The 26,772-nt window shown below is 45.7% G+C and carries 12 protein-coding genes and 3 pseudogenes; all 15 read left to right on the top strand.

The window, feature by feature from the left end:
- Positions 1 to 1,107: pseudogene (locus Q0796_RS14580) on the top strand (IS3 family transposase).
- A gap of 655 nt (positions 1,108 to 1,762) precedes the next feature.
- Positions 1,763 to 2,119, top strand: coding sequence for a hypothetical protein (locus Q0796_RS14575; protein ID WP_298444475.1), 357 nt, complete (start codon positions 1,763 to 1,765; stop codon positions 2,117 to 2,119).
- 131 nt (positions 2,120 to 2,250) lie between these two features.
- On the top strand, positions 2,251 to 4,476 hold the full coding sequence (locus Q0796_RS14570) for a MotA/TolQ/ExbB proton channel family protein (protein WP_298444474.1): 2,226 nt from the start codon (positions 2,251 to 2,253) through the stop codon (positions 4,474 to 4,476).
- Positions 4,476 to 5,114 (top strand): OmpA family protein, encoded by a 639-nt coding sequence (locus Q0796_RS14565; RefSeq protein ID WP_298444472.1) that lies wholly within the window; start codon positions 4,476 to 4,478, stop codon positions 5,112 to 5,114. Before Q0796_RS14570 ends, Q0796_RS14565 begins: the two co-directional genes overlap by 1 nt.
- A gap of 1 nt (position 5,115) precedes the next feature.
- Complete coding sequence (locus tag Q0796_RS14560; protein WP_298444470.1) at positions 5,116 to 6,540, top strand: EH signature domain-containing protein; 1,425 nt, start codon at positions 5,116 to 5,118, stop codon at positions 6,538 to 6,540.
- Positions 6,540 to 8,432: a hypothetical protein gene (locus Q0796_RS14555; protein ID WP_298444468.1), complete on the top strand. Its 1,893-nt coding sequence runs from the start codon at positions 6,540 to 6,542 to the stop codon at positions 8,430 to 8,432. Before Q0796_RS14560 ends, Q0796_RS14555 begins: the two co-directional genes overlap by 1 nt.
- Positions 8,433 to 8,464: 32 nt before the next feature.
- The gene (locus tag Q0796_RS14550) at positions 8,465 to 9,205 is read left to right on the top strand and encodes a hypothetical protein (protein ID WP_298444466.1); all 741 of its coding nucleotides are present in this window, start codon (positions 8,465 to 8,467) and stop codon (positions 9,203 to 9,205) included.
- The gene (locus tag Q0796_RS14545; RefSeq protein ID WP_298444464.1) at positions 9,205 to 10,176 is read left to right on the top strand and encodes a hypothetical protein; all 972 of its coding nucleotides are present in this window, start codon (positions 9,205 to 9,207) and stop codon (positions 10,174 to 10,176) included. The genes Q0796_RS14550 and Q0796_RS14545 overlap by 1 nt, the downstream gene beginning before the upstream one ends.
- Positions 10,173 to 11,126 carry an OmpA family protein gene (locus tag Q0796_RS14540; protein WP_298444462.1) on the top strand — a complete coding sequence of 318 codons (954 nt, stop codon included), beginning with the start codon at positions 10,173 to 10,175 and terminating at the stop codon, positions 11,124 to 11,126. Before Q0796_RS14545 ends, Q0796_RS14540 begins: the two co-directional genes overlap by 4 nt.
- 317 nt (positions 11,127 to 11,443) lie before the next feature.
- Positions 11,444 to 13,480 carry an AAA family ATPase gene (locus tag Q0796_RS14535; RefSeq protein ID WP_298444460.1) on the top strand — a complete coding sequence of 679 codons (2,037 nt, stop codon included), beginning with the start codon at positions 11,444 to 11,446 and terminating at the stop codon, positions 13,478 to 13,480.
- Positions 13,413 to 14,795 (top strand): McrC family protein, encoded by a 1,383-nt coding sequence (locus tag Q0796_RS14530; protein WP_363322320.1) that lies wholly within the window; start codon positions 13,413 to 13,415, stop codon positions 14,793 to 14,795. The genes Q0796_RS14535 and Q0796_RS14530 overlap by 68 nt, the downstream gene beginning before the upstream one ends.
- 120 nt (positions 14,796 to 14,915) lie before the next feature.
- Positions 14,916 to 15,832 (top strand): annotated as a pseudogene (locus Q0796_RS14525) (IS5 family transposase).
- A gap of 231 nt (positions 15,833 to 16,063) precedes the next feature.
- Positions 16,064 to 19,381, top strand: coding sequence for an STY4851/ECs_5259 family protein (locus tag Q0796_RS14520; protein WP_298444458.1), 3,318 nt, complete (start codon positions 16,064 to 16,066; stop codon positions 19,379 to 19,381).
- Positions 19,382 to 19,395: 14 nt separating this feature from the next.
- On the top strand, positions 19,396 to 25,680 hold the full coding sequence (locus Q0796_RS14515; protein WP_298444456.1) for a DEAD/DEAH box helicase: 6,285 nt from the start codon (positions 19,396 to 19,398) through the stop codon (positions 25,678 to 25,680).
- Between the two features lie 107 nt (positions 25,681 to 25,787).
- Positions 25,788 to 26,772, top strand: a pseudogene (locus tag Q0796_RS14510) (IS3 family transposase); the annotation flags it as partial.

Raw genomic sequence — 26,772 nt, 5'->3', positions numbered from 1 at the left:
ATGTCCAGTCAGCGTTACCCCGAAGAATTCAAAAAAGAAGCGGTCAAGCAAATCACTGAGCGGAACCGAACCGTTGCCGATGTAGCCAAGGCACTCGGCGTATCCAGCCATAGCCTGTATGCCTGGATGAAGCGGTATGACAAGCCCGATGCCCAACAAAAAGAAGAAGCTGATCTTCAGGCAGAGCTGCGCAAACTCAGGGCTGAACTCCGTATGGTCAAAGAGGAGCGTGATATCCTAAAGGAGGCCGCCGCGTACTTTGCCAGCGAGTCAAGGAAAGGTACGCGTTCATAAAATCCCGACTCGACCGCTATGGTGTCGTTCCGCTGTGTCGGGCCTTACAGGTTAACCGCAGTGGTTTCTATGCTTGGTTGAAGCAACCCAAGTCAGCTCGCCAGCAAGACGACGAGCGATTACTTGGGCTCATTAAACAGTTCTGGCTGGAAAGCGGTGGTGTGTACGGGTATCGAAAGATCCATACCGATTTGCGCGAAGACGGAGAAGCTTGCGGTAAGAACCGGGTCGCCCGATTGATGAAGCTTGAAGGCCTGCGCTCTCAAACAGGCTACAAACAACGTAAAGCCCATTACGGTGGCAAAGCGCCAGTCGCGGCACCCAACACTCTGGACCGGCAGTTCGATGTGGCAGAACCGAATCGCTCCTGGGTTACCGATATCACCTACATCCGCACCCATGAAGGCTGGTTGTACTTGGCCGTTGTCCTAGACCTGTTTTCACGCCAAGTGGTGGGATGGGCCATGAAGCCACGGATGACCACTGAACTTAGCCACCGATGCTTTACTCATGGCTGTTTGGCGCCGAAAACCCAGCGACGAATGGCAACGATTCTTGAAGGACAACAATCTGGTCAGCAGCATGAGCCGTCGAGGCAACTGTCACGACAACGCCGTTGCAGAAAGCTTTTTCCAGCTTCTTAAGCGCGAACGGGTCAAACGGAAAATTTATGGAACACGAGAAGAAGCCCGAAGTGATGTGTTCGATTACATAGAGATGTTTTACAACCCGAAGCGGCGACATGGTTCCAATGATGGCCTGTCACCAGTAGAGTTTGAGAACCAGTATTTTTCTAACCAATCAGGTGTCTAGAAAAGTCGGGGCTATTCAATCATGAACGGCCACACAAAGCCAACAATGGGCGACCACCGTTGATGGCCGCTTAACCTCTACTTTTAGCTTCAGTTAAAAAAGGGAGGACTACCCCTGCTCGTCAGCAAGTTGCTTAACTCGCAGAAACCTTTGGTATCAGTACGTCTGAGCGATGGGCTTGATCAACAACGCCTGAAAGATCTACTGGCTTCGAAATACAGAAAACGGCTACTTAAGGCGAATGCTAATATATCAAAAAGGAAGAAGAACCGACCTATTATTTCTACTGGTTTATATAATTAATAGATTGATTGTTTATGGGTTTATTTGTCATATGGATCATGCTTTTTGATTACTAATCTTGTGAGGAGCTTTGTATCTTTTATCGTTAAAATTCATGGCGATCGTGTTGTGTTTTTTGTTAATTTGATGGCACACTGAAATTGTCGACGTGAAAATTATTGCTCTAGATTGCAGATTTTAAGCTTAGTAGATCCCAAGCCTAGGCCGAACCTATACAATCTGGAGCATTAAAAATTATAAAAGCTAGGCAGATATTGAAATAGCCCGGTGGAATCAACTGAGGTAGCATGCGCTTACCTGACCTTACCTTAAGGCACATTCGGTTTAGACTGGCTTTGACCTAACATATTCGATGATGAATTTAGAGCAAATCGTGCAAAGAATCACAGCGATTAATCGCGCATGGAAAGTCGCTTTAGGTGACGGCACTCCGTATATCAATACGGAGTTGGCAAAACGCCTTCAGAAGCAAAAGTCTGCGTGGCAAATCGAGCTATACAGAACTTATCCAAATCTTGTCTGGTTCAAACTTGATGTAGATGGCTTTCCAGATGGAAGCGTGTACAGCGTTCGATTTTGTGAACAAACCGTTACAACGGCGGATGGTGACGAAAAATGGAATGCAGAGCATATCCCCAAGCACTTACTGTCTGAGCTACTCACGAAACCTGAATTTCAGCACGCAACACAACGAAAACACAAACTATGATAAACATGAATGTGATATTTATTGCTATTACAGTGTTAATTCTATTGTTCTGCGCCTACCAGCTTTGGCAATCGCTAGGTCAATACTCTAGAAGCCTCCACGTGATAAGAAAGAAGTTCAATGAGATTACCTTGAACGAAGGCTTGCCAATTTCAGAGCTAAACCAAGCAACACAGGAGCTAGTTGTTCAATCCTGCGCTACGCATACAAGTAAACGTGGCGAACGAGTCTCATTCGAACGTGGCCATGTATTGTTGCTTCGCCCAGCTGAAGGAATCGTTCCGCCTTTTGCGACTGCTGCGTTCAAGTCTGTGCCAGCCATCTTGACCACCATTGGTATTCTCGGAACATTTGTAGGTATCACTTTAGGCTTAGGGGCGCTAGGGAATGATAATACTGGCTCGGCCGAGCTCGTGAATCAAGCCATGGGCCTAATTGAAGGATTAGGCACGGCATTCGCTACCTCGATTGCAGGCATGGCGGCGAGTTTTATTTTCATGGTGTCGCTAAGTATTTCATTTTCAGTGCAAAGCAAATCTCGACAAAAGCTCATTACTGAAATCCAAAAAAAATCCAAGCTGATTTCCGGTAACGATCTACTTCATCAGATCGTGGAGCATCAAAAAGAGAGCAAGTCAGAGACCATGGATTTCTCATCGCTGATTTCAGCGATTCAAGGGCTGATCGATAAGCCTAGTGCAATGACGAGCGAGGAATACTCCGCTATTGCACAGATTAATGCTGTACAAATCGACAGTAGCATTGACAAGTTGAGAAAGGAGCTCATTGCATCATTAGCGCCTCTGAAGCTGGATGAAGGCGTATTGGCTCAACAACTTGGGCTTCAGGTTGGAACTGTATTAGAACGCAACGTTGCCAAACCAATAACGGATGGACTTTCCGACATCAGCCATAAAGTTTCTTGTATTGACGATCTCGTTGCGAAAACGGTTACGCGTAGTGAGATTGATGACTCGTTGCAACGGCATGTTAGTGTGCCGATAACGGCTAGGCTACACGAAGTGGTTGACGAGAGCCGCCAAGCAAACCAAGCCATGTATGCGGTATCTCAAGCACTTGAAGCATTGCAGCAAAGCAATGCCAATCCGCTTACCCAGGAGCAGTTAGTTGTTGCGTTAATTACTCAGGTTAAGCAGCCATTGGTCGAGGCTATTCGAAGCGTGAAAGAAGACACATCTCAAATTGATTCAGGCGTGGACCAGTTAACTATGTCGTCGGCTCAAGTTGTTGCGAGCCTAAATGAGCTGTCGAAGTCTCGAATGGATGAATTCGATTACCTGGTTAAGTTATTGGGTGATGAGGTCGTTAAGCCAGTTACTGTTGAATTGCATGATACCAACCGAGCCGTAACTAAATTCGCTAGCGTTAGCGACGATTTAAACAAAAATGTCGTGTCGTCGATTGGAAAACTAGAAGAAACCACTGAGAAGGTGGTTGAGTTTGAGCAGCGTACTTTGGTTAAACTCGACGCTTTTACTGTTTCGATGGATCGCTCGCTGAATGAGTTTGCGACCAACAGTACGAAAGCACTTTCAGCTATCTCTGAAGAAGTGAAAGGGATCGTTCAGTTCGGTAGCCGTTCTATTGAGCAACAAACGCAAGCATTCTCAGTGATGATCGGTGCATCTGAGTCGATGTTCCAAGAGCAAGCGATCACACTCAAAGCGGTTGGTGTCGAGTCGGCACAGTTGATGAACTCCGCTCGACATGAACTTGAATCTGGCCTTGGAGACATTGATAGTAAAGTAGTGAGTATGTCTTCGACGGTTCAGAGAGAGTTAGAGCGATTCCGAGAGCTATATCAGCAAAAGCTCACTTTCTACTTCACAGAACAAAATCGTCTATTGGATGAGTCATTGAATGACCAGAAGAACGGTTTGAATGAGGTTGTTGACAACTTTAGAGGTGTTTTCGAAGACGAATACATGAAGCGCTCATCGTTGTTAAGCGATCTGGACCAGCAGTTCGTGCAGCTCGCACAAGCGGCCGAACGTGTTCAATCCATGGCGAAAGCAATGGGGCTTGAAAAAGCGGATTGGGTAAGTGAGATCCAGTTGCTGAATCATTCCATCGGACGTCAGGTTTCCGATCTGGGTAAGGCGTACGCCGAATCTTCTGCCCAGTTTACTCAATTAGCGACGCAAATTCGCCCTGAGATGGACGACTACTTTAGACGAGCCAATAGCTCGGTTGAGCAATATTTCTCGGCGTTTGACGCTACCTCGTCTCGAATATATTCGCGGTTAGACCGAGCGGTAGATTTGCTTAATACCATGATTGAAGAGGTTCAACAGGAAAAGGAACAACTGGCGGATAAAGCGGAGACGCTGGCGTGATGGAACCAACGGTAGAGCAGGCTGACGAACACATTGATGAAACGGGCAGTTGGCTCTCCATTGGCGATTTAATGGCAGGACTGCTGATGGTCTTTGCTTTATTGCTGGTGGTGACAATGGCCGAGCTCTACGAGTATCAAGAGCAGTCGGAAAGCAACCGTATTGTCATCATAGAAGAAATCCAAAAAGGGCTGATCAAAGCTGGGATTGAATCAAAAGTCGATTTGGAAACAGGCTCGTTGTCGTTGAGCGAAGGCTTAAATTTCAAGCACGATGGTGCAATGCTAAGTCCCGCGGCCAAAAGCTTTTTAGATAAGCTTATCCCGATCTACAGCCAAGCGATCTTCTTAAATGATGAAACCTCGGTCGAAGTTCTTCATTTAGTGATTGAAGGCCATGCCGCTAAAAACGAGGGTAAGCGCAAAGCGATGTCGCTGAGCTTAAATCGGGCTGAAGCAGTTACTACCTACATCGAACGAATGATCTTTCCTTATAAGGGACGGTTTCTTGATAAGGCCCTTCCTGCTGCACGGGGCAAGCTTGATGCAGACGATCAACTGCCTGCACAAGGCAATAGAAAGGTTGTCTTTCGGTTCGAGTTTAAGAGCCATGACCTTACTGAGCTAAGAGGGCAATAATGTGGGAGTAAATCGCCCTTGGTTTCTTGAGCCAAGACTGCCGAAATCGCCTCAAATTGCATCTACTGTTCCGCCGCTTGGTGGTTTGGTGAGTAATCCCAGTTGTGAAAAGGTATTCGTTAGTGACAAGTCGCTTATTGATATCATTGAAAAGCTTAGCAATCGTAACGTGCTTACAGAGTTTGAATGGCTGCTAGTTCTTCGATCAGACGAGCAATACCAACAAATGGAGGAAGGGCAGCTAGATCAAGCTGTGCAAACCGTTTGGAGAGCGATACTGTCTGACGAACAACGATTCTCTAAAGTGGTTATCAAACTGGTAGCAGGGTTGGCCAGAGGTTACGAACCGGTTACTGATGTGCTATTGGAGCAGTTTCCACGGATTATTCCCGCGGCATTTAAGCCAGAGTTAAAGCTGCAGGCCCAAGTCGCTAGGTATCTAAGAAACAAACAATACATTGACTGCGCAAAACTGGTCTTGAGTCTGAACCAAGGTCTTGAGTTATTTTTTCGATCTTTAGGGCTAGAGAGTAAAGGTCAACATATAGAGGCTTTATTGTGCCAAGCAGAAGCTGCTATCCCAGTTAACCCGTCAACCGGTCAATTAACTTGGTGGCGAAGTTGCCAAGACCATTTGGATGTCGATCAGACCATCGAACAACTTGAGTGTCTATTGGCAAAGGTAAATCAGGTTGTAACGGGCACACCTTTTGAGAATTGGATTAAAAAATATTGCCTACCAGAGTCGAAACAAAGTATTTGGTTTCGTTTGTCTCGTGACGCCCAACTGAAACTTAAGAGTATGTATAACGTGATCGATTTCGAATCCGTTAAAGTGCTGTTCCATGAGCTCAGTGAAATACGTACTGATCCGGGTATCACGCTTAGAGAATCCAACCATTTGCAGAAGCGGACCAGCTATTGGGCCGATTTTAGTGACTCTTTCGAAAGAGTTAGATTCCTGTTAACAGCCAGATCGGAAAAATTATTAAACAGACAAATTGATTTGTCTCAATACAACGTCACAGTGATGGAATCTAAGCCGTTTAATGACAAAAGTGAGATTTGTATCTTCGAGGTGGGTAACTTCATCCTTATTGAACGCTTCCGTGGGACCAGCTTTGACCTAGGTATTTTTGAAAAAACGATGGAACTAGAGTCGATCTTATTTGAACCTGAGTACATTGACTCTTATACCCTAATGAAACTATCGCCAGATTGGGTGCATGACCACCGCAGCTACTGGCAAAAACGATTAACTCAGTTCTTAAAGAACAAAGGCATTAGACTAAACCCAAATAGTGGTCGACACTGGCTCGAGCCTTTGACTTCAGAACAGAGATTGCAAGCCTCTCAAGACAAAGAACGCCTCTATTTTGGCCTCTCTGATATCCACATTTATTTTAAGATAGGAAGAAGACCCTGATGGGAACAATTTTTCAAGACCCGTTAACACTCGGGTTTAGCACAATTATCGTGGTATTTGCGCTTGTGTCGGGCATGTTGTTGAAAATGAAAACAGGGCACCTTGTCCGATCCTTACAGTCTGTAAATGACGAACTTAACCAGTTTAAGACCAAAGTTGAGTACGATGATAACGGTGACGCGATGGAACTAGAGTGGCAGCCAAACGCTGCGTCAATTGCTTTTCAGAACTACACGACAATGAAGTCAGTAATTACTGAGGTCGACTGCTTAAAACCATCTTGGAAATCTTACGAACGCAGTATGCAGTTGCCCGATGTGGACTACAGCCGTAAGCCTGAACAAGCACCGGCGTTGCGTAACACTCTTCAGGTCAGCTCGGTATTCAATATGGAGTCTATTGTCGAACCTGTTATCAACTTAAGGCAGTACACGGCGATCCCTAATACGCTTACAGGTGCGGGTTTACTGTTTACCTTTGTTGGATTAATGATCGGTATTGGCGAAGCGTCGATCGGGTTAAGCTCATCTGACATTGATGCGGCAAAACAATCACTGAATCCTTTGCTTTCTGGCGCGAGCATCGCCTTTACAACATCTGTTGTCGGTATCATTTGCTCCATGATTTTTTCGTGGTTTGAGAAAGATAGATTCCACCAACTGGAAAAAGCGGTCAAAGAATTCAGTGACTACCTGTCATCCCATATTGAGTTTATGGACTCCGATAAACTCGCGAGTTTGCAGTTAGAGGCGACTGAAGCGCAAACTAAAGCGTTGTCGGACTTCCAGTTGGATCAACAGCGGATTACCGACGAAACCATTTCTCGGGTATCAAAGGAATTCCGAGAAACATTGTTGCAATCTGCCGGGAAAGAGATCGACCAAATTGGCGATGTGTTGGCGCAGATGAGCGAGAGCTTAAAGGTTAATGTCGAAAGCTTAACGCAAGCACAAGAGCGAACTCTTAGCGCTACATCCACATTAAGTGTAAACATTGAAAAGTCAGTAACCGGGCTGGTCGAAAAGTTGAATGTTGCGGTCGCAGAGATGGCGGAACGCGAGCAGAAAATTATCGTTAATGTCGACAGTACAGTGCAGTCGATGATCAAAGTTTTACAGCGACAAATGTCGGACATGGCTGCAAGCTATGGCTCCACCATGGGTCAGATTTCTGCTGAATTCGAACAGATCCCTGAAAAGATTTCCGGTGTGGCCGATCAAAACATGCAAGAGTCGCTTCGCCGCTATCAAGCTCTCACTGATGAGATGCTGCCGCCAATGCTCGAACAAGTATCGTCTAGCTTAAGCGAACAAGTATCGAAACTTACTGAGGAAATTAAAGGGGCGGAATCAGCAGTGGCAGATTCGCTTGCAACTCTGCCTTCAGTGTTGACTGGTTTCGATCAGATGAATAGTGAAGTCAGAGACAGCGTTTCAGCGTTTAAAGAGCTTAACCAATTGAGCAATGGTAACCTAGAAAACCTATCTAATACTCTGTTGCACTTAGATCAAACATCGGCAGATTTTGTTTACGCCAATAAACAAAATGACGAAACCATGCGTTTATTCCAAGAACTCGTGGAAAAAATGCGCTCTACTGCTGACTCGACAAATGAGTCTAATCGTTCAATCGCAAGCGCAACCGAGCAATTGAGAACAGCTATAGACTCTCAAGCAGGGCTTTCTGGTCAGTTAGAGTCTTCTATTGTTGGCGCATTCAAGCAGTTGAATCATGGGCTTGAGCAGTATGTAGCTCATGCCAACGATCGACTAGTTGATATGGATGGTAAAGCGGCCCATGTTGCTAATAATCTTATTGATGCGACTAACGAGATTGGCGACTTGGTAAATGACCTATCCCGTAACGAATTGCGAAAGGCCACTGAAGCGTGAGTTACAGGCGCCACAGTGATGAGTCAAACTACATGATGTCAGTTTCTGACATCATGGCTGGTTTGATGTTCATCTTTATTATTACTCTTGCGATCTTCGTCGTTGACTTCTTAGTTGCCTCTCGAGAACAAGACGAGAAATTAAAGCAACTCAATGGAATCGTTAGTGATCTACAAGAAAACGATCAGATGCGCAGATCTCTGTTAGAGGATGTTAAGGAGCTGTTGGCAAAGCGCAGCATTGAAGTGGATGTCGATCTTGAGCATGGCGTTTTACGATTAAACGAGAACGCGATTCGCTTTAATACTGGCTCAGCGGATCTAAATACCGAACAGTTAGAGCGTCTAGCTGTAGTTGCCGAAGTTTTAGCAGAAATCCTGCCTTGCTATGGCGATAATCAACCAAACAATGGCAAGTGTTTAGAAGACACCAAGGGTAAAGTTGATTCTGTATTTATTGAGGGGCATACCGATAACGTACCAATCGTTGGCCGCTTGGCACTAAAATATAAAGACAATCTGGCCTTGTCTTCTAGTCGTGCAATGTTTACTTATCGCGAAATCACTACACTACAGCCGGTATTGGTAACAATGGTTAACGTGTCCGAGCAACCCATTATTAGCGTAAGTGGCTATGGGGAAGGGCGTCCAGTACCTGGGCACGAATACGACTACCCGAAAAATGACCCTATCAATCGCCGTATTGATTTCCGCTTAATCATGACCCCGCCAACCACGACAGAAGCTCAAAAGGCGATGGAAGGTAATTTTTGATGAAAAATAATGCATCACCAACATTGTTGTCGAAGGTGTCTTCAAATGTTGAAGAGCGTCTATTTGGTAAAAGTTGGTCTCCTACAGAGGAAGAGCTTACGCTTGGCTACTCTCACGTAAAACGTCTTGTTGAAGGCGATGCTTTTTCGTTGCCCAACATTTCGTTGTACGCCCAGCGAGTAATCGCTCATCTTTGTGTGTTGGCGCCTAGTGTTCGAGAGCGGGTTGGCAATGTGTTTGACTTTGATGGTTTTTGGCCGCGGGCAACTGTGCTATTTGAACAGAGAGTAGATGTAATTAGCTACGAAGTGTTGTTAAGCAATATTGATAACCTAGTGAGTATGGATATTGATTTAGACATCATCGAAATCGCGTCTGATATTATCCTCGCGGTAAGTACGGTAGCCCGTCGATCTGATACAAATGCGAGAAATCGTAGGGTAATCAAGCAGGTTGTAACAACCTATAGTAACACTAAGCCTGATGGCTTGGTTAAAAAACGCCAACAATACCTCGCATCGAAGTTCTCTAGCTTTCGAAAGTACAGTGAATCGGAATTTGATATAGGAAACAGTCGTTGGGTTAACGCGTTTTTTGACACCTATGTTGAAGCCGGTGTAGTTCGCAACATTCAGATTTTTTGTGCTTTTGACCAGTACGTCAGCGTATTAAATAAAGTGCCCTCTTGCCAGTCACATGAGGCACTGGATGATGGAAAAGCGTACATCGTTATCCGATTTGACCAAGTAATTATTGTCTACAGTGCAAATGGTGAAAAGGGCTACATTTTTAATGCAGCAAAGCATAGCTATCCGGCACACGATCTCATCGCAAAACTGCCAATGATGAAGCCAAATATGGGTATATCGTTAAGCCGTGCAGGGATTTGGCAATACCCAGTGTCCTACTTGTTGAAAAAAGTTACTGGTTTTACACCCAAACGCTCTGAGTACATGGTTAACAACGGATGAAGACAAAAAAATACAACGATGAAAATAGCTATATCTTGTCAATGTCAGACATTATGGCAGGGCTTATTTTTGTTTTTATCATTCTGCTGGCTGTCTTTTTGATCTCGCTGATGTCAGCAAATGAAGACAGCTTAAAAAAAGAATTACAGTATCAAGCTCAACTTAAGAAGCTTAAGCAACAGGAAGTACAGCTGAACCGACGAGCACTAGAACTCGAGGTTAAGAATAGCGAACTGGAAAAGCTAAAAGATGATCTTGAGGCCACCAACAACAAGCTTGCCAAGGAGCGAAATGCAGCACGAGGCTATTTGTCTGAGATCATCCAAGGAGTAGAGGAGCGCAAGCAATTACTGAAAACGATTAAGTATGCACTGCAAAAAAATGGCTTAACCGTGGATATGGACTTCGAGCATGGTGTAATGCGTTTGGGTGAAGACGCTATTTTGTTTCCAACGGGCGAGGCTGCGTTAGAGACTGGTTATCTGAAGCGTCTTAACACGGTATCTAGCATTTTGGCGCAGATCCTTCCGTGCTATTCAGCACAGCAACCATCGGAACTGCAGTGCCTTCCGGATACCAAAGGGATGCTAAATTCTGTTTTTATTGAGGGCCATACTGATAATGTGCCGATTCGTGGGGCGTTGCTTAACCAGTTTGCCAGCAATCGAGTACTGTCTACTGCTCGTGCAAACTACACCTTTAATAAACTGGTGGATGACACAAAATTGTTAAAAGAGATGGTTAACCCTCAATTCCAACCAATATTTAGCGTCAGTGGTTATGGCGACGACCGCCCAGTAAAAGGGCATGAGTATCCAGAGCCAACTAGCGATCCGAAGAATCGGCGAATCGATTTTCGTTTCATCATGTCACCACCTTCAACAACCGAAGTTGAAGAGGCGTTGGAAGGAAATTTTGAGTTCAGCAACGTAAGTTCCGTTGAGCTTTAACTCGGCTACATGGATCTCCACCAGCGTCAATATGATTCAACTTCACAGAGATCAAAGGTTCGGACTGCCGCTCTACATTCGGCCTTTGAGTCGACTCTTATCGTGACCCTGATGAGTTACGCGGTTGCGGTGCCTAATTCGTTAGATGGTATCGAGTACCCGACGCATTAACAGGCTGCCCGCAATGGGTCTTAATCCTGTTTCATCAATTGCGTCTGCAATTACCGGATTGGTAGTAGTGGCCAAATTTAGTTGACCACTACAAGTTAACCACCATAAAGCACGGCCATCGGCGTGCTTTGTTTTAGGGATGAACAATGAACAAGCCGTATTTCACCCAGCAACACGTAGCGTTGCTAAACAAATGGCAAGGCAAGAAAAGCGTCAAAGATGACCCACAGCAAGAAAAGGATTACGACGAGTTAAAAACCGCCTACAACATCGTTAACGACTGGGCGGAAACGGTTCAAAAACGCTTATTTCCGCAAGGTCATGTCAAGATCCGCCGTAGCCCAGTCAACCAAGGCGGGAATTTCTTCTCTTACTTGTGGGCCAAAATCTACCCTGCAGCGTCGGCACCTAAGGAATTGGCTTACACCGTGCATATCGCATCTGACCGGTTTGGGGTAAAAATCGATACCGTTAATGCCTCGAAGCCACTGCGAGATTCGTATGAAGGGATTCGAGACAGTTACGAGCAATCAGGGATTGTGGCATCGCTTACGCCTTCCGAAGCCCTAGCAATGAGTTTCTCAGAACTAGTGGATTGGACCGTTGAAGCGATCAATCGATTTGAGCTGAGCTACGCACAAGTCGCGAGTGGCCTGAATTTAGTCGACTTTGAGGAAGATACCCTGAAGGGAGTACCTGTAGATGAACTCAGTGCAAGCCCTTCGACTACTGACGTTGCAACCAACCAAATCCTCTATGGGCCCCCTGGTACCGGCAAAACCTATCACACCATTGAAGCGGCGGTCTTAGCTGCTGAACCAATTTTCACTTGGGATAACCGTGATGCTCTTAAAGCGGAATATGAGCGGCTAATTGCCGAAAAGCGCATCCGCTTTGTGACCTTTCACCAAAGCTACGGCTATGAAGAGTTTGTTGAAGGGTTGTCTGCCAGCGCGACCGCAGATAATCAAGTAAGTTATGGTGTAAAAGAGGGCATCTTCAAGGCCATCTCCAACGACGCTAAACGTAACTCCATGGATAGCCAAAAAGACCAAGCATCGCTTGATGCCGAGCAGCGCTTCGAATTGGCACTAGGGGAGTTTAAGCTGGCGGTTGAGGATGGTGAAGACAAAGGTTTTAAGCTCACCGACGCCTGCGCTATCGTTGCAATTGAAGACAGCGGTTTTCGCTATGGCGGTGACAGTTGGGGCTCGCTACCAATCATGAAGTTCGAGGACTTACGAACCCTGTATTTGGCGGGCGTGACTAAAAGACAAGAGATTAAAAAGAACGACTCGGTGTCTGGCCTGGCTCGTCAACACGCGAGCTACTTCGTGCGCGTATTACACGAACTTCAACAGCGAATGCCTAAACAGCTTCCCGAAACGAAGCAGCGGCATAAACAAAACTATGTATTGGTCATCGACGAAATTAACCGTGGTAACATCTCCAAAATTTTTGGTGAGTTGATCACTCTGATTGAACCATCAAAACGCAGGGGAGCAGACGAACAGCTAGAAGTAACGCTACCCCATTCGGGCGACCGTTTTAGCGTACCAAACAACCTGCATATCATTGGCACCATGAATACCGCCGACCGATCGTTGGCAATGATGGATACTGCGCTGCGCCGCCGCTTCGATTTCCAAGAGATGATGCCAAAGCCTGAATTGCTAACTGGCAAAGTAGTCAGTGGCGTCGATCTTGAGAAACTGCTTATAGCACTGAATAAACGCATCGAGATCCTCTACGATCGCGAACACACCTTAGGCCATGCGTTTTTCATCAACGTAACCAGCTTTGCAGTATTGGTTTCGGTATTTAAGAACAAAGTAATTCCTCTGTTGGAGGAGTATTTCTTCGAGGATTGGGACAAGATCCGTTTGGTGCTAGCAGATAATCAAAAGCCAGACTCGTTACAGTTTGTCATCAAGGAACAACAGCAGCCTGATGACTTAGCGACATTATTTGGCAAAGGCCACCAGTTAAACCGCTACGGCGAAACCATCACCAACTACAGCTTGGCCGCGGATAAAGCCGAGGTGTGGCAACAACCATCGGCTTACATCGGTATCTATCAGGGTGTTGAATTAGCCAGCGGTGACTCCAACAGCGATGATAGTAACGAACAAGACGACAATAATGCTGAGACCGGGCCTAAGCATGCACAGTACCGTTTTTGAGTATGGTTACATCGCTTGCAAAGACGATGCGCCGCAGCTTGAATCGCAGATCAGGGCAGTACTGATCTCAGCCCGAGCCTTTCGATACCTCAAAGGGGTTTGTTTAAGCGCGGAACCGTCCAACTTAAGTCGCTGTCTTAGCTTAAGTAAGCGTTATGGTGTTGAGCTAATTCAGGTAAAAAACTACGTTGGCGTGGTGTTTACCCCAACCGGCGAACACATCGAGATCTTGCCCAAGATTGGCCGTAAAGCTGCAAATCAGGAAGAGGCTGAAGCGCGGTCGCGGGATACCTTGTTGCTGATGCTGCAACACCTTGGCAGCTTTCGTCACATCAGTGCCAATCAAGCTAGTGTGGCCAATAAGCGAATGCCACTGCTTGAGGTGTTTATTCAGCAGTTCTTACAATCGGTTAATCGCCTAATTAAGCGCGGTCTAAAGAGTGACTACTTAAGCCAGCAAGACAACTTATCGGTGCAAAAAGGAAAACTGCTGGTGGCTCAACAATTGCGCCATAACATAGTAAACAAGCATAAGTTCTATGTTGAGTTTGATAAGTACATGCTAAATCGGCCTGCCAATCGACTAATCGCTACGGCGCTGCAAAAAGTTGGCAGTTACACCAAACTGCCATCCAATCAAAAGCTGCTGCGCGAGTTGAAGTTTGCCTTTGTGGATGTGCCGACCAGTAAATCTGTAAGCCATGACATAGCTGCCCTAAAATTGGACCGCGGCATGCACGATTACCACGGACCATTAGAGTGGGTAAAGCTTATACTGGCGGGGTTTTCACCGTTAAGCATGAAGGGCGATACCAACTCACTGTCGCTGTTGTTTCCGATGGAATCGGTGTTTGAAAGCTATGTGGCCTCGGTACTACGAAGCCAGCTAGAGGGTAGGGCAGCGCTACAAACCCAAGCCCAATCGAAGTATTTAGTCAGGCACGAAAAGCAGCGCAAGTTTCAGCTAAAACCAGATCTGCTGATCAAGCCAAATCTAGGTGGCGACATTGTATTGGACACTAAATGGAAGCTGCTTGACCTTAATGAACACAACTATGGCGTCTCTCAATCTGACCTGTATCAGATGTTTGCCTATGGCCATAAGTACTTAGGCGGTAAAGGTGATCTGTATCTAATTTATCCGAGCCACGATGGGTTTAAATCAGCTTTACCGAGTGCGTTTGAGTTCAACGACTTAGGCAGTGAATCGTTGCGGCTTTGGATCGTACCTTTCGCCACCGCGCTTGATGGAACAAGCCGCCTAGTTGTTAACCAACAACATGGCATTAATAGGCTTATGAACTCTTTGAGTTAATAGAATGCCCGTATGCTAAATACGAGCTTAACGCTATGAGTAGGCGTTGTTGACTAAATAGAAGGAACCATCTGGCCGAACGCTGATCTGATCTTTCAGTTGCACTGATGGAACAAGTTAATGGGCAAGTCGAAGCGTAAAATCACGAATTGGAAACAGTACAACCAAGCGCTGGTAAATCGAGGTTCCGTAACCTTCTGGTTGGATGAATCTGCCATCAACGCTTGGCGTTGCAAAGAGCATCACGGTGGTCGAGGGCGAGGCTTCCAGTTTAGTGATACCGCCGTCGAAACAGCTCTGATGCTCAAAGGCATTTTCAGTCTGTCATTGCGCGCAACTGAAGGCTTCATCAATTCCCTGTTCAAACTGATGAATGTTCCCCTGAGCTCGCCGGATTACAGCTGTATCAGCAAGCGCGCTAAAACCGTTGAAGTTAGCTACCGCAATCGTTGCCGAGGACCAGTGGCTCACTTGGTCGTAGATACTACTGGCCTCAAGGTATACGGCGAAGGAGAGTGGAAAACTCGCAAGCACGGCAAGGAAAAGCGGCGCACATGGCGCAAACTGCATCTCGCAGTCGATGCAGCAATACATGAGGTTGTAGCCGCTGAAGTCAGCCTAGTTAATGTGGCGGACAATGAAGTGCTGCCGACCTTGCTTAACCCTCTTCGTCGACGGATAAAACAAGTTTCTGCAGATGGTGCATACGACACCAAAGAGTGCCACAAACTGCTTCAAAGAAAGCGCATAAAGCCAACAATCCCACCTCGCTCTAATGCGGCTTTTTGGGAAAATGGGCACCCTAGGAATGAGGCTGTCGAAGCACAGAAGAAGGACGAACTGAAGCAATGGAAAGAGGATAATCAGTACCATCTTCGCTCATTGTCAGAACGGCCATGTACCGTTATAAACAACTCATCAGCTCGAAGCTGAGCCTGCGTGACTACGATGGTCAAGTTGGCGAAGCGTTAGCCGGGGTGAAAGCAATGAATAAAGTCATAGAGCTAGGAATGCCTGTTCGTCAGGCAGCTGCATAATCAATTAGATGTATTGATACAGCTGCATCTTGAGCAGGGATTTGATCAACAAGGCCCTATGAGTAGACAAATTACCGTTTTGCTGCAAGCTGCAACGGTAAGCTGTAAAGCGTAAACAATTACTAAAATGTGCAAAGCTAAGAAAGTTAACTTAGCAAGCACCAAATTTACTCCACGTTATTATTGGTTTAGCCAATGGTATAACGATAAAAAACAACGGCTAAATACACGATGTCCAATAACACATTGTCACCAGCACTATCCCCGTCAGCATGGTTAAACGAGTTCTGTTCTTCTCGACGATACAACTCTAACGAAGCGTTGTCACTGTACCAGTTACATATGACTAAAGCTGAGTATGACGAATTGGAGTTGGTATTGAATCGTAGCCGAAGTTTTCAGCACAACATGGCATTAACCAAAGAGTGGTGCGCCGTTTTTACTTTGTATTGCGCTGAGTGGTTTCGACGGGAGTACAGCCAAGATTGGAGTTGGGAACCAATCTTTGAACGACTTAAATTTAGTTTGTCACCAGCCGAAATCAGCGAAGCGGTACCCAAGGGCCTAGAGGGGTATTGGCGCAAGTCAGTATCGCGTTACAGCCAATCAAATCGTAATGATTATTTAGGATCGTTGTTTCGAGAAGGAGGGCTACCCTCGAATTTGTTGTCGAGAAATGACAACTCATACCAGCGAACTTTTTCCTCCATCTTCGACCGATACCATATGGTTCGCGAGTTCGGTGACAGTGCCGTAAACCAATTCATAAGTAATAAACTTGGCTATCTACCTGAGTCCCTGCAAGGTGAAGGTTCAGTGGAACTAATTCGCAATATGGTTGAGAAGTTGGATAGCTTCGTTCATACCTATAACCTTGATTCTCAATCAGACCCTGTAAGCTACCTAGAGCAAAACTACCCGCAATGGCGCGAAGTGTTTCCATTGCCGTTAGACAGTGAAACCGGCACATTATTTTTAAGTCAGTTGCTGTCGCGTGCCACCGAGGAGGTACGTAAGGTTGCCACCAAGCGCCGCGACTTACGTTGCAAGCATTACATTGATTTCTCTAATCAATGTGTGGTGAGCGATGTGTTGCTGCCGTTTAGGTGTAGCTTTGATATCAATCGCACCCAATTGACGAGTAGTCGAATTGAATTGGCCATTTTTGAAGGTGAGCGCCACTTAGCTTCTTTAGGGACCGGTTTTGCCCAATTCGACGGTGATCAAACACAGGTTAGCATCAGGCAGAGCTTGGCGTCTGTAGTGCGGAGATCGACTGATAGTGAACTATTTCTGGTGGCGCTTCAGTCGGGGCAACAGTTAGGAAGGATAATCTTAGCCGCGAGTACCGTTGATTGCGAGGATTCGCCGTTAACGCTTGTCGCCACTAATGACCGGTGGCTTGTCGCAGGTCAAGCAACTGCACGAACAAAGGCCGAACAAGCATTGGTGCTGGTACCACGGTCGGTTAAACCCGAAGTGATTAGAGGTGATTTTTCGGTGAATGAATCGTTGTCGTTTCCGAATCTGGTTACGTTCACCCTAGAAGGTAAAGTGTCGCTGGCGTTTAATAATGGCGATTCGTTTGTTGTCACTACCGGGGCAGAAAACTACGCAGATGAACTGTTGAGTCTGAAAGGGGATTTGGTTACGTGGAAAACTGTACCGTCACTGGTGTTTAAAGGAGTGCCTGAACTCAACTCTTTGGGTGTTAGTGAGCATTTATTTGGTTTATGTACTTATTTGAATGGCGCGGAAATACATAGTTTGGCGCCCTCGGAAGTTAACGGCCGCCAAGTGTTTTCTGTTAAAAACAGCGAAAACCAAGTGTTATTAAGAAAGCGTATTGGTGTGTTGCCTAAAGATTTTCAGGTTGAACTACGACCTGGTGAAACGCCAAGGCAAGGTACCGTGTACATATCGAGCCAGTCGCCGTTCTTGGCTCGTGTAGCAGATAGTGAACTTGAACGAGAAATATCTAAGCCGTACAAGGGCACGACAGCTATCGAACTGGAAGCATCTGGGATGCCTCCTGCGAACTTCAGTTTAACTATACAAGCGTCGCTTTTATCCGACCCGATTACGCTATTGATACCGTTCCCATCGACCGGAATGACAGCCTTTAATGCTGAAGGTAAACCTTTGCATAACCAACTGGCTGTGGACGATTTATTGGGGTGCCGAGTTAATCTGTTTTCGCAACAAGGATGTCCAACTCGCTATCAAATTACATTGACGGACCTTTCGAATAATTTCACCGAACGAAATCCAGCAGGCTTTGCTTGGGATTACCGCGTGGTTGATAAACCGTTAGAGATCAGCCTCTATGGCCTTCGGGATTACGTATTGGAACTGCTCTCTTTGAGTGAGAACCTTGATAGTAAAGTTGAATTGGCGATCAAAGGTAATGGCGAAACTAAGCGTTTCATCATCAGTTATTATTCGACGACAATCGAATACGATCGAGACCGCCAATTAGTCAGCCTGAATAGCCGCATTCTTCAAGACGGTAGCGGCGTAAAAGCGCTATTGATGGATGTTACCAAGCCAGAACAGGTTCCCCTTGCACTTAGTAGCCGGATGAGTGAAGGGGTAGAAACTGGCGAGTACGAATTACCTAGTTTTTTACATGACGGCGGCCCCTGGTTGGTTCTACCCGCAGAGAACTCCGAAGTTTCATTTCGAGCGAGATTCATCCCGAGTGATAAAAGAGACAGCGATTTAAGCGACATTAATACATTACAGAAGGCAGCCCGCGCATTTAATCCTCGGGATGAAGTCACAACCATCGAACACGTCATCGCGCAGATGGCGAACGATTGGGAACACAGTGGTTGGAGCTACTTGGAACAGTTGTGGAAGCGTTATCAGTATTTGCCTATGTCGACATTTGAGGTCTGGCGGCACCTAGTACGAAACCCAAGATCATTAGCAGTTGCGTTGTTTAAGTTCGATATGGATGCGAGTTTCATTGCAAAGTTGGAAGCGCAATTGCCGGTGTTGTGGGAATTCATCCCTCTCCAATGCTGGTTGGATGCGAAGCGTTTGTTTGGTGCTACTCTGCAACGCTTGGGAATTGGCGAAGAAATGCAAACATTATTGCAAGCCAACTTAATCGATAAGTTAGCACATGAGATCCCATCGTTAGCTTCTACAGGGGCGGAATATTTAAAACTAGAGCGCTGCAACCCGCCAATGCCTAGTGTGATTATGCAGCCGCTTATACAGGATGAGTGGTATCAAGATCTGTTGCGTGTGCACAGTGAAGATAACAACTGGCCTAATGGTTCCGGTGGTGACTCAAGTTGGTTATGTCATGCTTTAGATGTATTGCCCTTTGATATCAAGGTGAACTCATATTTTCAAAATGGGGTGGTATATGCCCCTATATTCGCAGCAGCAGTGGCATGTGGGCGTGTTCCTACACCTGTCCTCGAACAATTTGAAAATAGAGTGCTGTTTGATTACCGCAAGTTGAAAGACTTTGATCGTGAATGGTTTGAACCAATGTTTAGTTTCACGATTAGCCACCTACAGAACGACGCTTAGTTAGGGAGTCCAGTATGAGCCATTATTTTTCTTCGCTCGTTGAGCAATCTATTTCTCGTGCACAGGAAGCGACCTTAAGCATACTTGGGATAGTCAACCCAAACCTGCGCGAGCACCTAACCGATATCATGTCGCAGCAAAGTGGTGAACAACAATCGTTTATGGCACCACCTCTTTTCGAACACACCTTTGGGTGGGAGTTCGCAACTCCAAAGATGCAGAAATTAAAAGGCAGCTTGCTTTGTGGTGCTGTAGTTGATGCCTTGGATGACAAACACAATGGACGTTATCACTTTGGTGCTGATTTTCATCCCTTTAAGCATCAGTTAGCTGCATGGGAAACGTTGCTGGCTGAGGAGCCGAAATCAGTGGTTGTTACCTCTGGTACCGGTTCGGGTAAAACTGAATGTTTTATGGTGCCGGTGATCAATGATCTTTACCGAGAAGTCGAACAATCAAAACAGCCATTGGTAGGGGTCCGCGCACTATTTTTATATCCTCTGAATGCGTTGATTAACTCTCAACAAGAGCGGCTAGATGCATGGACAAAGCATTTTGGTAGCAACATTCGTTATTGCTTATACAACGGTAATACCGAAATCAGCGAAAACAAAATGCGTTCAGCTCAGAAGGAACGCCCAAATGAGGTGCTGTCGAGAGAGTTACTTCGCAAAGAACCTGCCCCTATTCTGGTGACTAACGGCACAATGCTTGAATACATGCTTGTGCGACAGGCCGACGCACCGATCGTTGAACTATCGCGACAACAGCAATCATTACGGTGGATAGTTTTGGACGAAGCTCATACCTATGTGGGCTCTCAGGCAGCAGAATTGTCTTTGCAATTACGTCGTGTATTGCAGTCTTTCGGAGTCCAATCTAAAAACGTACGTTTTGTCGCTACTTCGGCCACGATCGCAGGGGAGGACGCAGCTGGCCAACTTCAAAGTTACTTGGCAAATTTGGCCGGAGTAGAACCCAATCAAGTTAAGGTTATTGGTGGCCGGCGGGTTATCCCGGATATCGACTTCGTCGAAGGTAAACAACAAACGCTCGAAGAAATTGAGTTGATTGAACCGGAAGGCACCGAAATCAAAAAGGGTGTTTTCGACTGCGAAGTATCAGTAAAACGTTTTCAGGCACTCTCGTCCCATACGCTTGCTCGGCACATCAGAACGGCCATTGTTGAAAGTAATAAGCCACTTACACTAGATGAGATAGCAAAGCGAGTTAGAAAGGCATCTGGACTTGTGGAGTTAACTCAACAGCAATTGTTGCGTTGGGTTGACTTGTTAACGGGTACCAAAGCAGATGCGTCCAGCGAAGCGTTTTTGAAGGTCAGGGCACACTTCTTTCAACGCATGACCAATGGCTTGTTCGCATGTATCGATAAGGATTGCGCTTGTAAACAGGAAACGGCGCTAAAACGAGGGTGGCCTTTTGGTACTGTATACATAACAGCACGTCAACGGTGTGATTGTGGCGCACCGGTTTTAGAGCTTAGCTTTTGCCTTGAATGTAATGAACCACACCTTTTGGCAAAAGATAGCAATGGCAAACTTAGCCAGTGGAATAACAGCGTTGGCGACGAGTTCTCTTTGCAACACGAAGTGGGGGAGGGCGATGAGTCTCAATACATTCAAGACGCATCAGAAACTGGGAACTTACTAGAGGTGTTTGGCAGCCAGATTGACGAAGAAGCTAACTACAGCACAATGGTCATTAGCCCCGAAGGCAACATAGGTTCGTTGAGTGGTGAAGGTTATACACTTACTCATGAACAAACTGGCGACGCGAATTGTTGTAATTGTGGGTTTATTGGATACAAAGGCTCTCTGCCATTTCGCAGGGCTATGCTTGGCGCACCGTTTTACCTAGCAAATGTGGTACCTACTTTGCTGGAGTATTGTGCAGACTTTGAAGGCGATAGTAATATCGGTCCGCAATCGTTGCCTGCGCGAGGTCGACGTTTAATAACCTTTACCGATAGTCGTCAAGGCACCGCACGCCTTTCAGTACGCATGCAGCAAGAAGCTGAGCGCTCGAAGCTACGTGGTGCCGTCGTTGAGGTTTTAAAAAGTAAGCAGTTAGATTACAACGTCACTAAGGACGAAGTGCGTGAGGACGTATCTGCAAAAGAGTTGCGAGATAAAGCTGCTGGTTTGAGAGCCTTGGGTATGCCAAGCATGCAAGCGGCAATCGACGAACTAGAACGCCAAGCGGATGCAATTGAGTCTGGGGCGATAGTATTTAAACCTGTGTCGGTGACGTGGACCGATATGGTGCAAGAACTTGCTCGAAAAAACGATTTCAAAGGGGCGATGAAGATTTACAATCAATATCTATCCCCCGAGATTTTTAAGCAGACTGACGGTAGCGTGAAACTAGCGGATATGCTGTTGTTCAGAGAGTTTGCACGTCGCCCTAAACGCCAAAATAGTAGTGAAACTCAAGGCTTGGCGAAGGTTGACTACCTAGGCGTAGAGTCGATTTCTCGGTGTCCGCCGCATTGGGACCAGCATGGACTTTCGCTTGATGATTGGAAGGACTTTATAAAAGTCGCACTGGACTTCTACGTGCGTGAGAATAGCTTTATGCGCGTGGAGGATGAGGGATGGATTAAATGGATCGGTGGTCACTTTTCGGCAAAATTATTACGTAATCCACAATCGGAAGAAAAGGATGAGTGGCGAATTAAGCGCTGGCCACAAATTAAAGGTGAACAACTTAACCGACTTGTTAAACTATTGAGTCTGGGTAGTGGCTTGGATGCGAATTCAAATGTTGGTAAGGATTTAATTGACGGTTGGTTAAACGAGGCGTGGAAAGTACTGACATTAACGGCACGTATTCTCAATAGTGATGGTAACCAATATGCGTTAGATCGTCATAAGATGACTTTTTCTTTAATTAATAAAGCCTATGTATGTCCTATCACCAACAAGTTGATTGATCGCACATTTAAAGGCTTTAGCCCCTACCTGCCGCGAAAATTAGCTCAGCCAGAAAAATATCAATGTATAGAGGTACCATATCCTCATTTATGGGAATATGACATCAGCCAGCAGGATTATGCCGATGGTTTAAATGCGGTACGGGAACAAGTTGCCAACGATGATGCGGTCGAAAATTTAAGGCGGACCAACTTATGGACTGATATTAACGATCGTGCCGTTGAGGGGGGATTTTACTATCGTACCGCTGAGCACTCTGCTCAGCAGAGTGCTCAGCGCCTAAATGATTATGAAGATCTGTTTAAGAAAGGAAAAATTAACGTTTTAAATTGCTCAACAACCATGGAGATGGGTGTTGATATTGGCGGGATTTCTGCGGTAGTTATGAATAATGTACCACCTCACCCTGCGAACTATTTGCAGCGTGCGGGCCGAGCGGGAAGAAGCAAAGAATCACGAGCAATCTCCTATACACTATGTAAAAGTAATCCCCACGATCAACGTGTATTTGACAACCCGAAGTGGCCGTTTGTTACACAGATCCCTGCACCATATGTAGCGTTTAACTCTGAACGTCTGGTTCAACGACATGTTAACTCACTGCTGCTTTCGTTGTTTTTGAATCGCCAAATAGGTACAACTAGCAAAGAGAAAACTAAACTTAACCTTGAATGGTTTTACTTGCCGGAAAGTGATTCGGTGTGTGAACGCTTGTTAGCTTGGCTGGATAGCGACGCTCATCACTTCGACAAAGAACTGTTAACACTAGTTAATGGAACGGTATTACAACACCATACCAGTTTTAACTTATGCGCCAACGCAGCAGTTAAGGTTCGTCGTTTGCGTGACTGTTGGCTTAATGAGTTTAATTACCTCAATACGCAACTGACATCGGCCATTAATGGCTCGCCTTTTGAATATCGCGTTAATAAGGAATTATATCGTCTTAAAAATGAATTTGTTCTACGTGAATTAGCATCTAAGTCTTTTTTACCTGGGTACGGTTTTCCGACAGATATAGTGAATTTCGACAACAACAACATTGAAGATTTTATCCGTGAAAAAGAGGAACAAAAAACTTCAAAAAAAGATCGTGTTGATAACGTCACTCGGAGTCGTGGCTTACCGAGTCGTAACCTTGCAGTAGCTATTCGCGAATACGCTCCAGGCTCTGAAGTTGTACTCGATGGCCGTGTATTTACTTCCGGAGGAGTCGCACTGCACTGGCAGAATCTACACACGAATACAAATGAGGCGCAAAAGTTCGACATTGCGTGGCGTTGTGATAGTTGTGGCCATACAGGTTATGAAACTGAGGGGGGGGCGGTGGTTGAATTGCGTTGTAGTAACCCTGATTGCGCTCAGCCGATTAAGCAAAAACACATAAGGCGTGTACTTCAGCCTGCAGGTTTTGTTACCGACTTCTATGTATCGCCAACGAATAATATTTCTACCCAGAAATTCATTCCGGTTCAGCCTGCATGGGTTAGTGGTGGAGCGGCGGCTAACGTGAGTCTACCAAATACTAAAATTGGGAGCATGCTTTCAAGTACTGATGGCACAGTTTTCCATCATACTTCGGGGGAGTACGGTACAGGTTATGCCCTTTGTATGACCTGTGGACGTGCAGAGTCAATGGATAAAAATGGAAATTTTCCAGCTTGGTTCAACACAGAAAAACCACACCGGCCTTTAAAAGCCTCACCAAAAGACAAAAAGGGTGATCGAGAAACAATGTGCGAGGGTCATCCAACGCTCATGGATAAGATTCACCTTGGTGCTCACACTAAGACCGATGTGTTTGAGTTGACCCTTAAGCACCCACTTAGAAACGAGTACATCTCTGAGAGTCCAGAAGGCTATATAATTGCCACTACTTTGGCTGTAGCGCTTCGTTCTGCCTTGGCCGAACAATTGGGTATTTCAACTTCAGAGTTAGGTTATGCCGTGCGGCCTGCGATTGTAGCTGATGCAGGGGCCGCATTGGTTATTCAAATATTTGATGTGATTTCAGGTGGGGCTGGATTTGCGAGTTCAGCGTCGCAAAGAGTTGAAGATCTTTTAATTAAGATGACTCGAAACTTAGAGTGCGGCAGTTGCGAAACAGCATGCGGAGACTGCCTACTGCAATCTGATACTCGCAGGGAATACGATCTACTGGATCGCTCCGTTGCTAAACAATGGTTGAGTAATGATTTTATAAACTTTATTGCCCTTCCTGAGGAATTACAGCTACTTACTGGTGGTACATATCAGCCTACTTCTGTAGCACAAACTGTTCGCCAGTGGGTTAACAAGGGCGCTCAAGAATTGACACTTGTATTATCCGATGAAGTCAACGATTGGGATTTGTTACACCCTTACTTTAAAAATGATTTGATAACTTACATCGTAAAAGATGAAGTTAAAGTCAATTTGATTGTGCCAAATGTTGATTTCGACACTGAGACACAAGCAGAGTTATTTTCGTTACAAGCAATAGGCGTAAGATTGACCTCACTGGATGACAACGTTGATCGTAGTCATGGGATAGTAGCTCAGGCTCTGGTCAAAGGTGATATCACTTCTATAGCCGTCAAGAACATTGAAAATTTGACCCCTGGTTCCACATGGCTAAATGCTGGCGGATTAGTGGTTGAAAGTAATCAATGTAGCTTGCTTTCAATCTCTGAAAAACAAATCGAAGCATATCCTAAACTTGATCAACCTAACTACGGAGAGTGGGAGATTACCGAGCAGTTAAACGGATCGTTGATGGGTTTTGGTGAGCGTTTCTGGATGCACCTTTTTAAAAATGGTGATAATGAGTTAGTGAGTATGCTTGCTAACGATGAAGTTACAGAAGTGTTCTATAGCGATCGTTACCAACAAAGCCCAGCAAGTATGTTGCTGGTCTCTCAGGTTATTAGTGCGCTATGTGATGTTTTGCCTAATTGCCCTTCCATTAAGATCGTGACGTTTTTTAATGAAAAAGACCGAAGTGGTTTTCTGTTGCATCAAGATTGGCAATTTGATGAAGATCATCGAGACGTATATGGCAACTGGCTTAAATATAAAACTAAGGCCGAGCCTGAGTTGACTGTTATGAACCTTCGTTCGGATATTCCTCATAGACGATTGCTAAAGCTAACTCTTCGGTCTGGAAGTCAACTCAACCTTAAACTTGATCAGGGGATGGGGTACTGGCGCCTATTTGATCCTACATCTCGCTTCAACACCATTAAATTCGGGTTCGAACTTGATGTGGCACAGCAGTTGGCACTACTGCAAAAGTTGGAACAACAGATCGAAGTCGTAAACAGTGAAGCATGGAGCACCGACATTTCGTTTTCAGTTGATCCCTAACAGGAATGGACTTTGTGTATTCAGATCATCCTGTTGTAGTGGCAGACTAAAACTGGCCACCTGATTAGAGGTGTTATCATGCTCCTCATACACAAACAGGTGTGACTATGACCAAACGAACAAGAAGAACTTTTAGTGCCGATTTTAAGCTTGAAGCGGCCCAGCTAGTCGCAGATCAAAACTACTCAGTCATTGAAGCCGCAAAGGCTATGAACGTTAGTAAATCGGCAATGGACAAATGGGTTCGCCAGTTGAAGCAAGAGCGAGAGGGGAAATCTCCCAAGGCATCACCGCTGACTCCTGAGCAAATTGAAATCCGAGAGTTAAAGAAGAAAATCTCAAACCTCGAAGAGCACAATGAAATTCTAAAAAAGGCTACGGCTCTCTTGATGTCAGACTCACTGAACAGTTCTCGTTAATCGAGAAGCTCAGGAAGAGCTACAGCGTAGTCCGGTTGTGCGAAGTGTTCGGTATTCAGCGCAGCAGTTATAAATACTGGCGTTCTCGCCCCAGCGAAATCAGTACTGATGAGGTTCTTTTGCGTGCCAAGGTTCGTGAACTGCATAGCACAAGTTATGGCTCTGCTGGAGCTCGCTCTATTGCGATGATGGCTTCCAGTCAGGGATTTAAGCTAAGTCGATATCGCGCGGCTAAGTTAATGAAAAAGCTTGGCCTGGTGAGTTGTCAGCAGCCTAAGCACCGCTATGCCAAACAGACCCAAGAGCATATTGAGATCCCGAATCATCTCGATAGGCAATTTGCCGTGACGGCGCCAAAGCAAGTTTGGGTCGGGGATGTTACCTACGTATGGGCAGGAAGTCGCTGGGCTTATCTAGCGGTTGTGATAGACCTATTTGCACGTAAACCTATCGGTTGGGCGATGTCGTTTTCACCAGATAGTAAATTGACTTCTAAGGCCTTAACGATGGCTTACGAGTCACGAGGAAAACCTAATGGAGTGATGTTTCATAGTGATCAAGGAAGCCACTATACGAGCCGAAAGTTCCGACAGGTCTTGTGGCGTTATCAGATCAAGCAAAGCCTATCTAGAAGAGGAAATTGCTGGGATAACAGCCCAATGGAACGCTTTTT

The organism is uncultured Ferrimonas sp. (assembly GCF_947489035.1).
Lineage (GTDB): Bacteria > Pseudomonadota > Gammaproteobacteria > Enterobacterales > Shewanellaceae > Ferrimonas.
Note: the sequence above shows the minus strand (reverse complement) of the source record. Positions and strands in the feature narration are given on the sequence as shown.

What these genes read in the sequence shown, in the direction of transcription:
- Q0796_RS14540 (WP_298444462.1), top strand. Translation starts at nt 10,173, where the DNA reads ATGAAGACAAAAAAATACAACGATGAAAATAGCTATATCTTGTCAATG.
- Q0796_RS14545 (WP_298444464.1), top strand. Translation starts at nt 9,205, where the DNA reads ATGAAAAATAATGCATCACCAACATTGTTGTCGAAGGTGTCTTCAAAT.
- Q0796_RS14535 (WP_298444460.1), top strand. Translation starts at nt 11,444, where the DNA reads ATGAACAAGCCGTATTTCACCCAGCAACACGTAGCGTTGCTAAACAAA.
- Q0796_RS14565 (WP_298444472.1), top strand. Translation starts at nt 4,476, where the DNA reads ATGGAACCAACGGTAGAGCAGGCTGACGAACACATTGATGAAACGGGC.
- Q0796_RS14515 (WP_298444456.1), top strand. Translation starts at nt 19,396, where the DNA reads ATGAGCCATTATTTTTCTTCGCTCGTTGAGCAATCTATTTCTCGTGCA.
- Q0796_RS14575 (WP_298444475.1), top strand. Translation starts at nt 1,763, where the DNA reads ATGATGAATTTAGAGCAAATCGTGCAAAGAATCACAGCGATTAATCGC.
- Q0796_RS14530 (WP_363322320.1), top strand. Translation starts at nt 13,413, where the DNA reads ATGATAGTAACGAACAAGACGACAATAATGCTGAGACCGGGCCTAAGC.
- Q0796_RS14550 (WP_298444466.1), top strand. Translation starts at nt 8,465, where the DNA reads ATGATGTCAGTTTCTGACATCATGGCTGGTTTGATGTTCATCTTTATT.
- Q0796_RS14555 (WP_298444468.1), top strand. Translation starts at nt 6,540, where the DNA reads ATGGGAACAATTTTTCAAGACCCGTTAACACTCGGGTTTAGCACAATT.
- Q0796_RS14520 (WP_298444458.1), top strand. Translation starts at nt 16,064, where the DNA reads ATGTCCAATAACACATTGTCACCAGCACTATCCCCGTCAGCATGGTTA.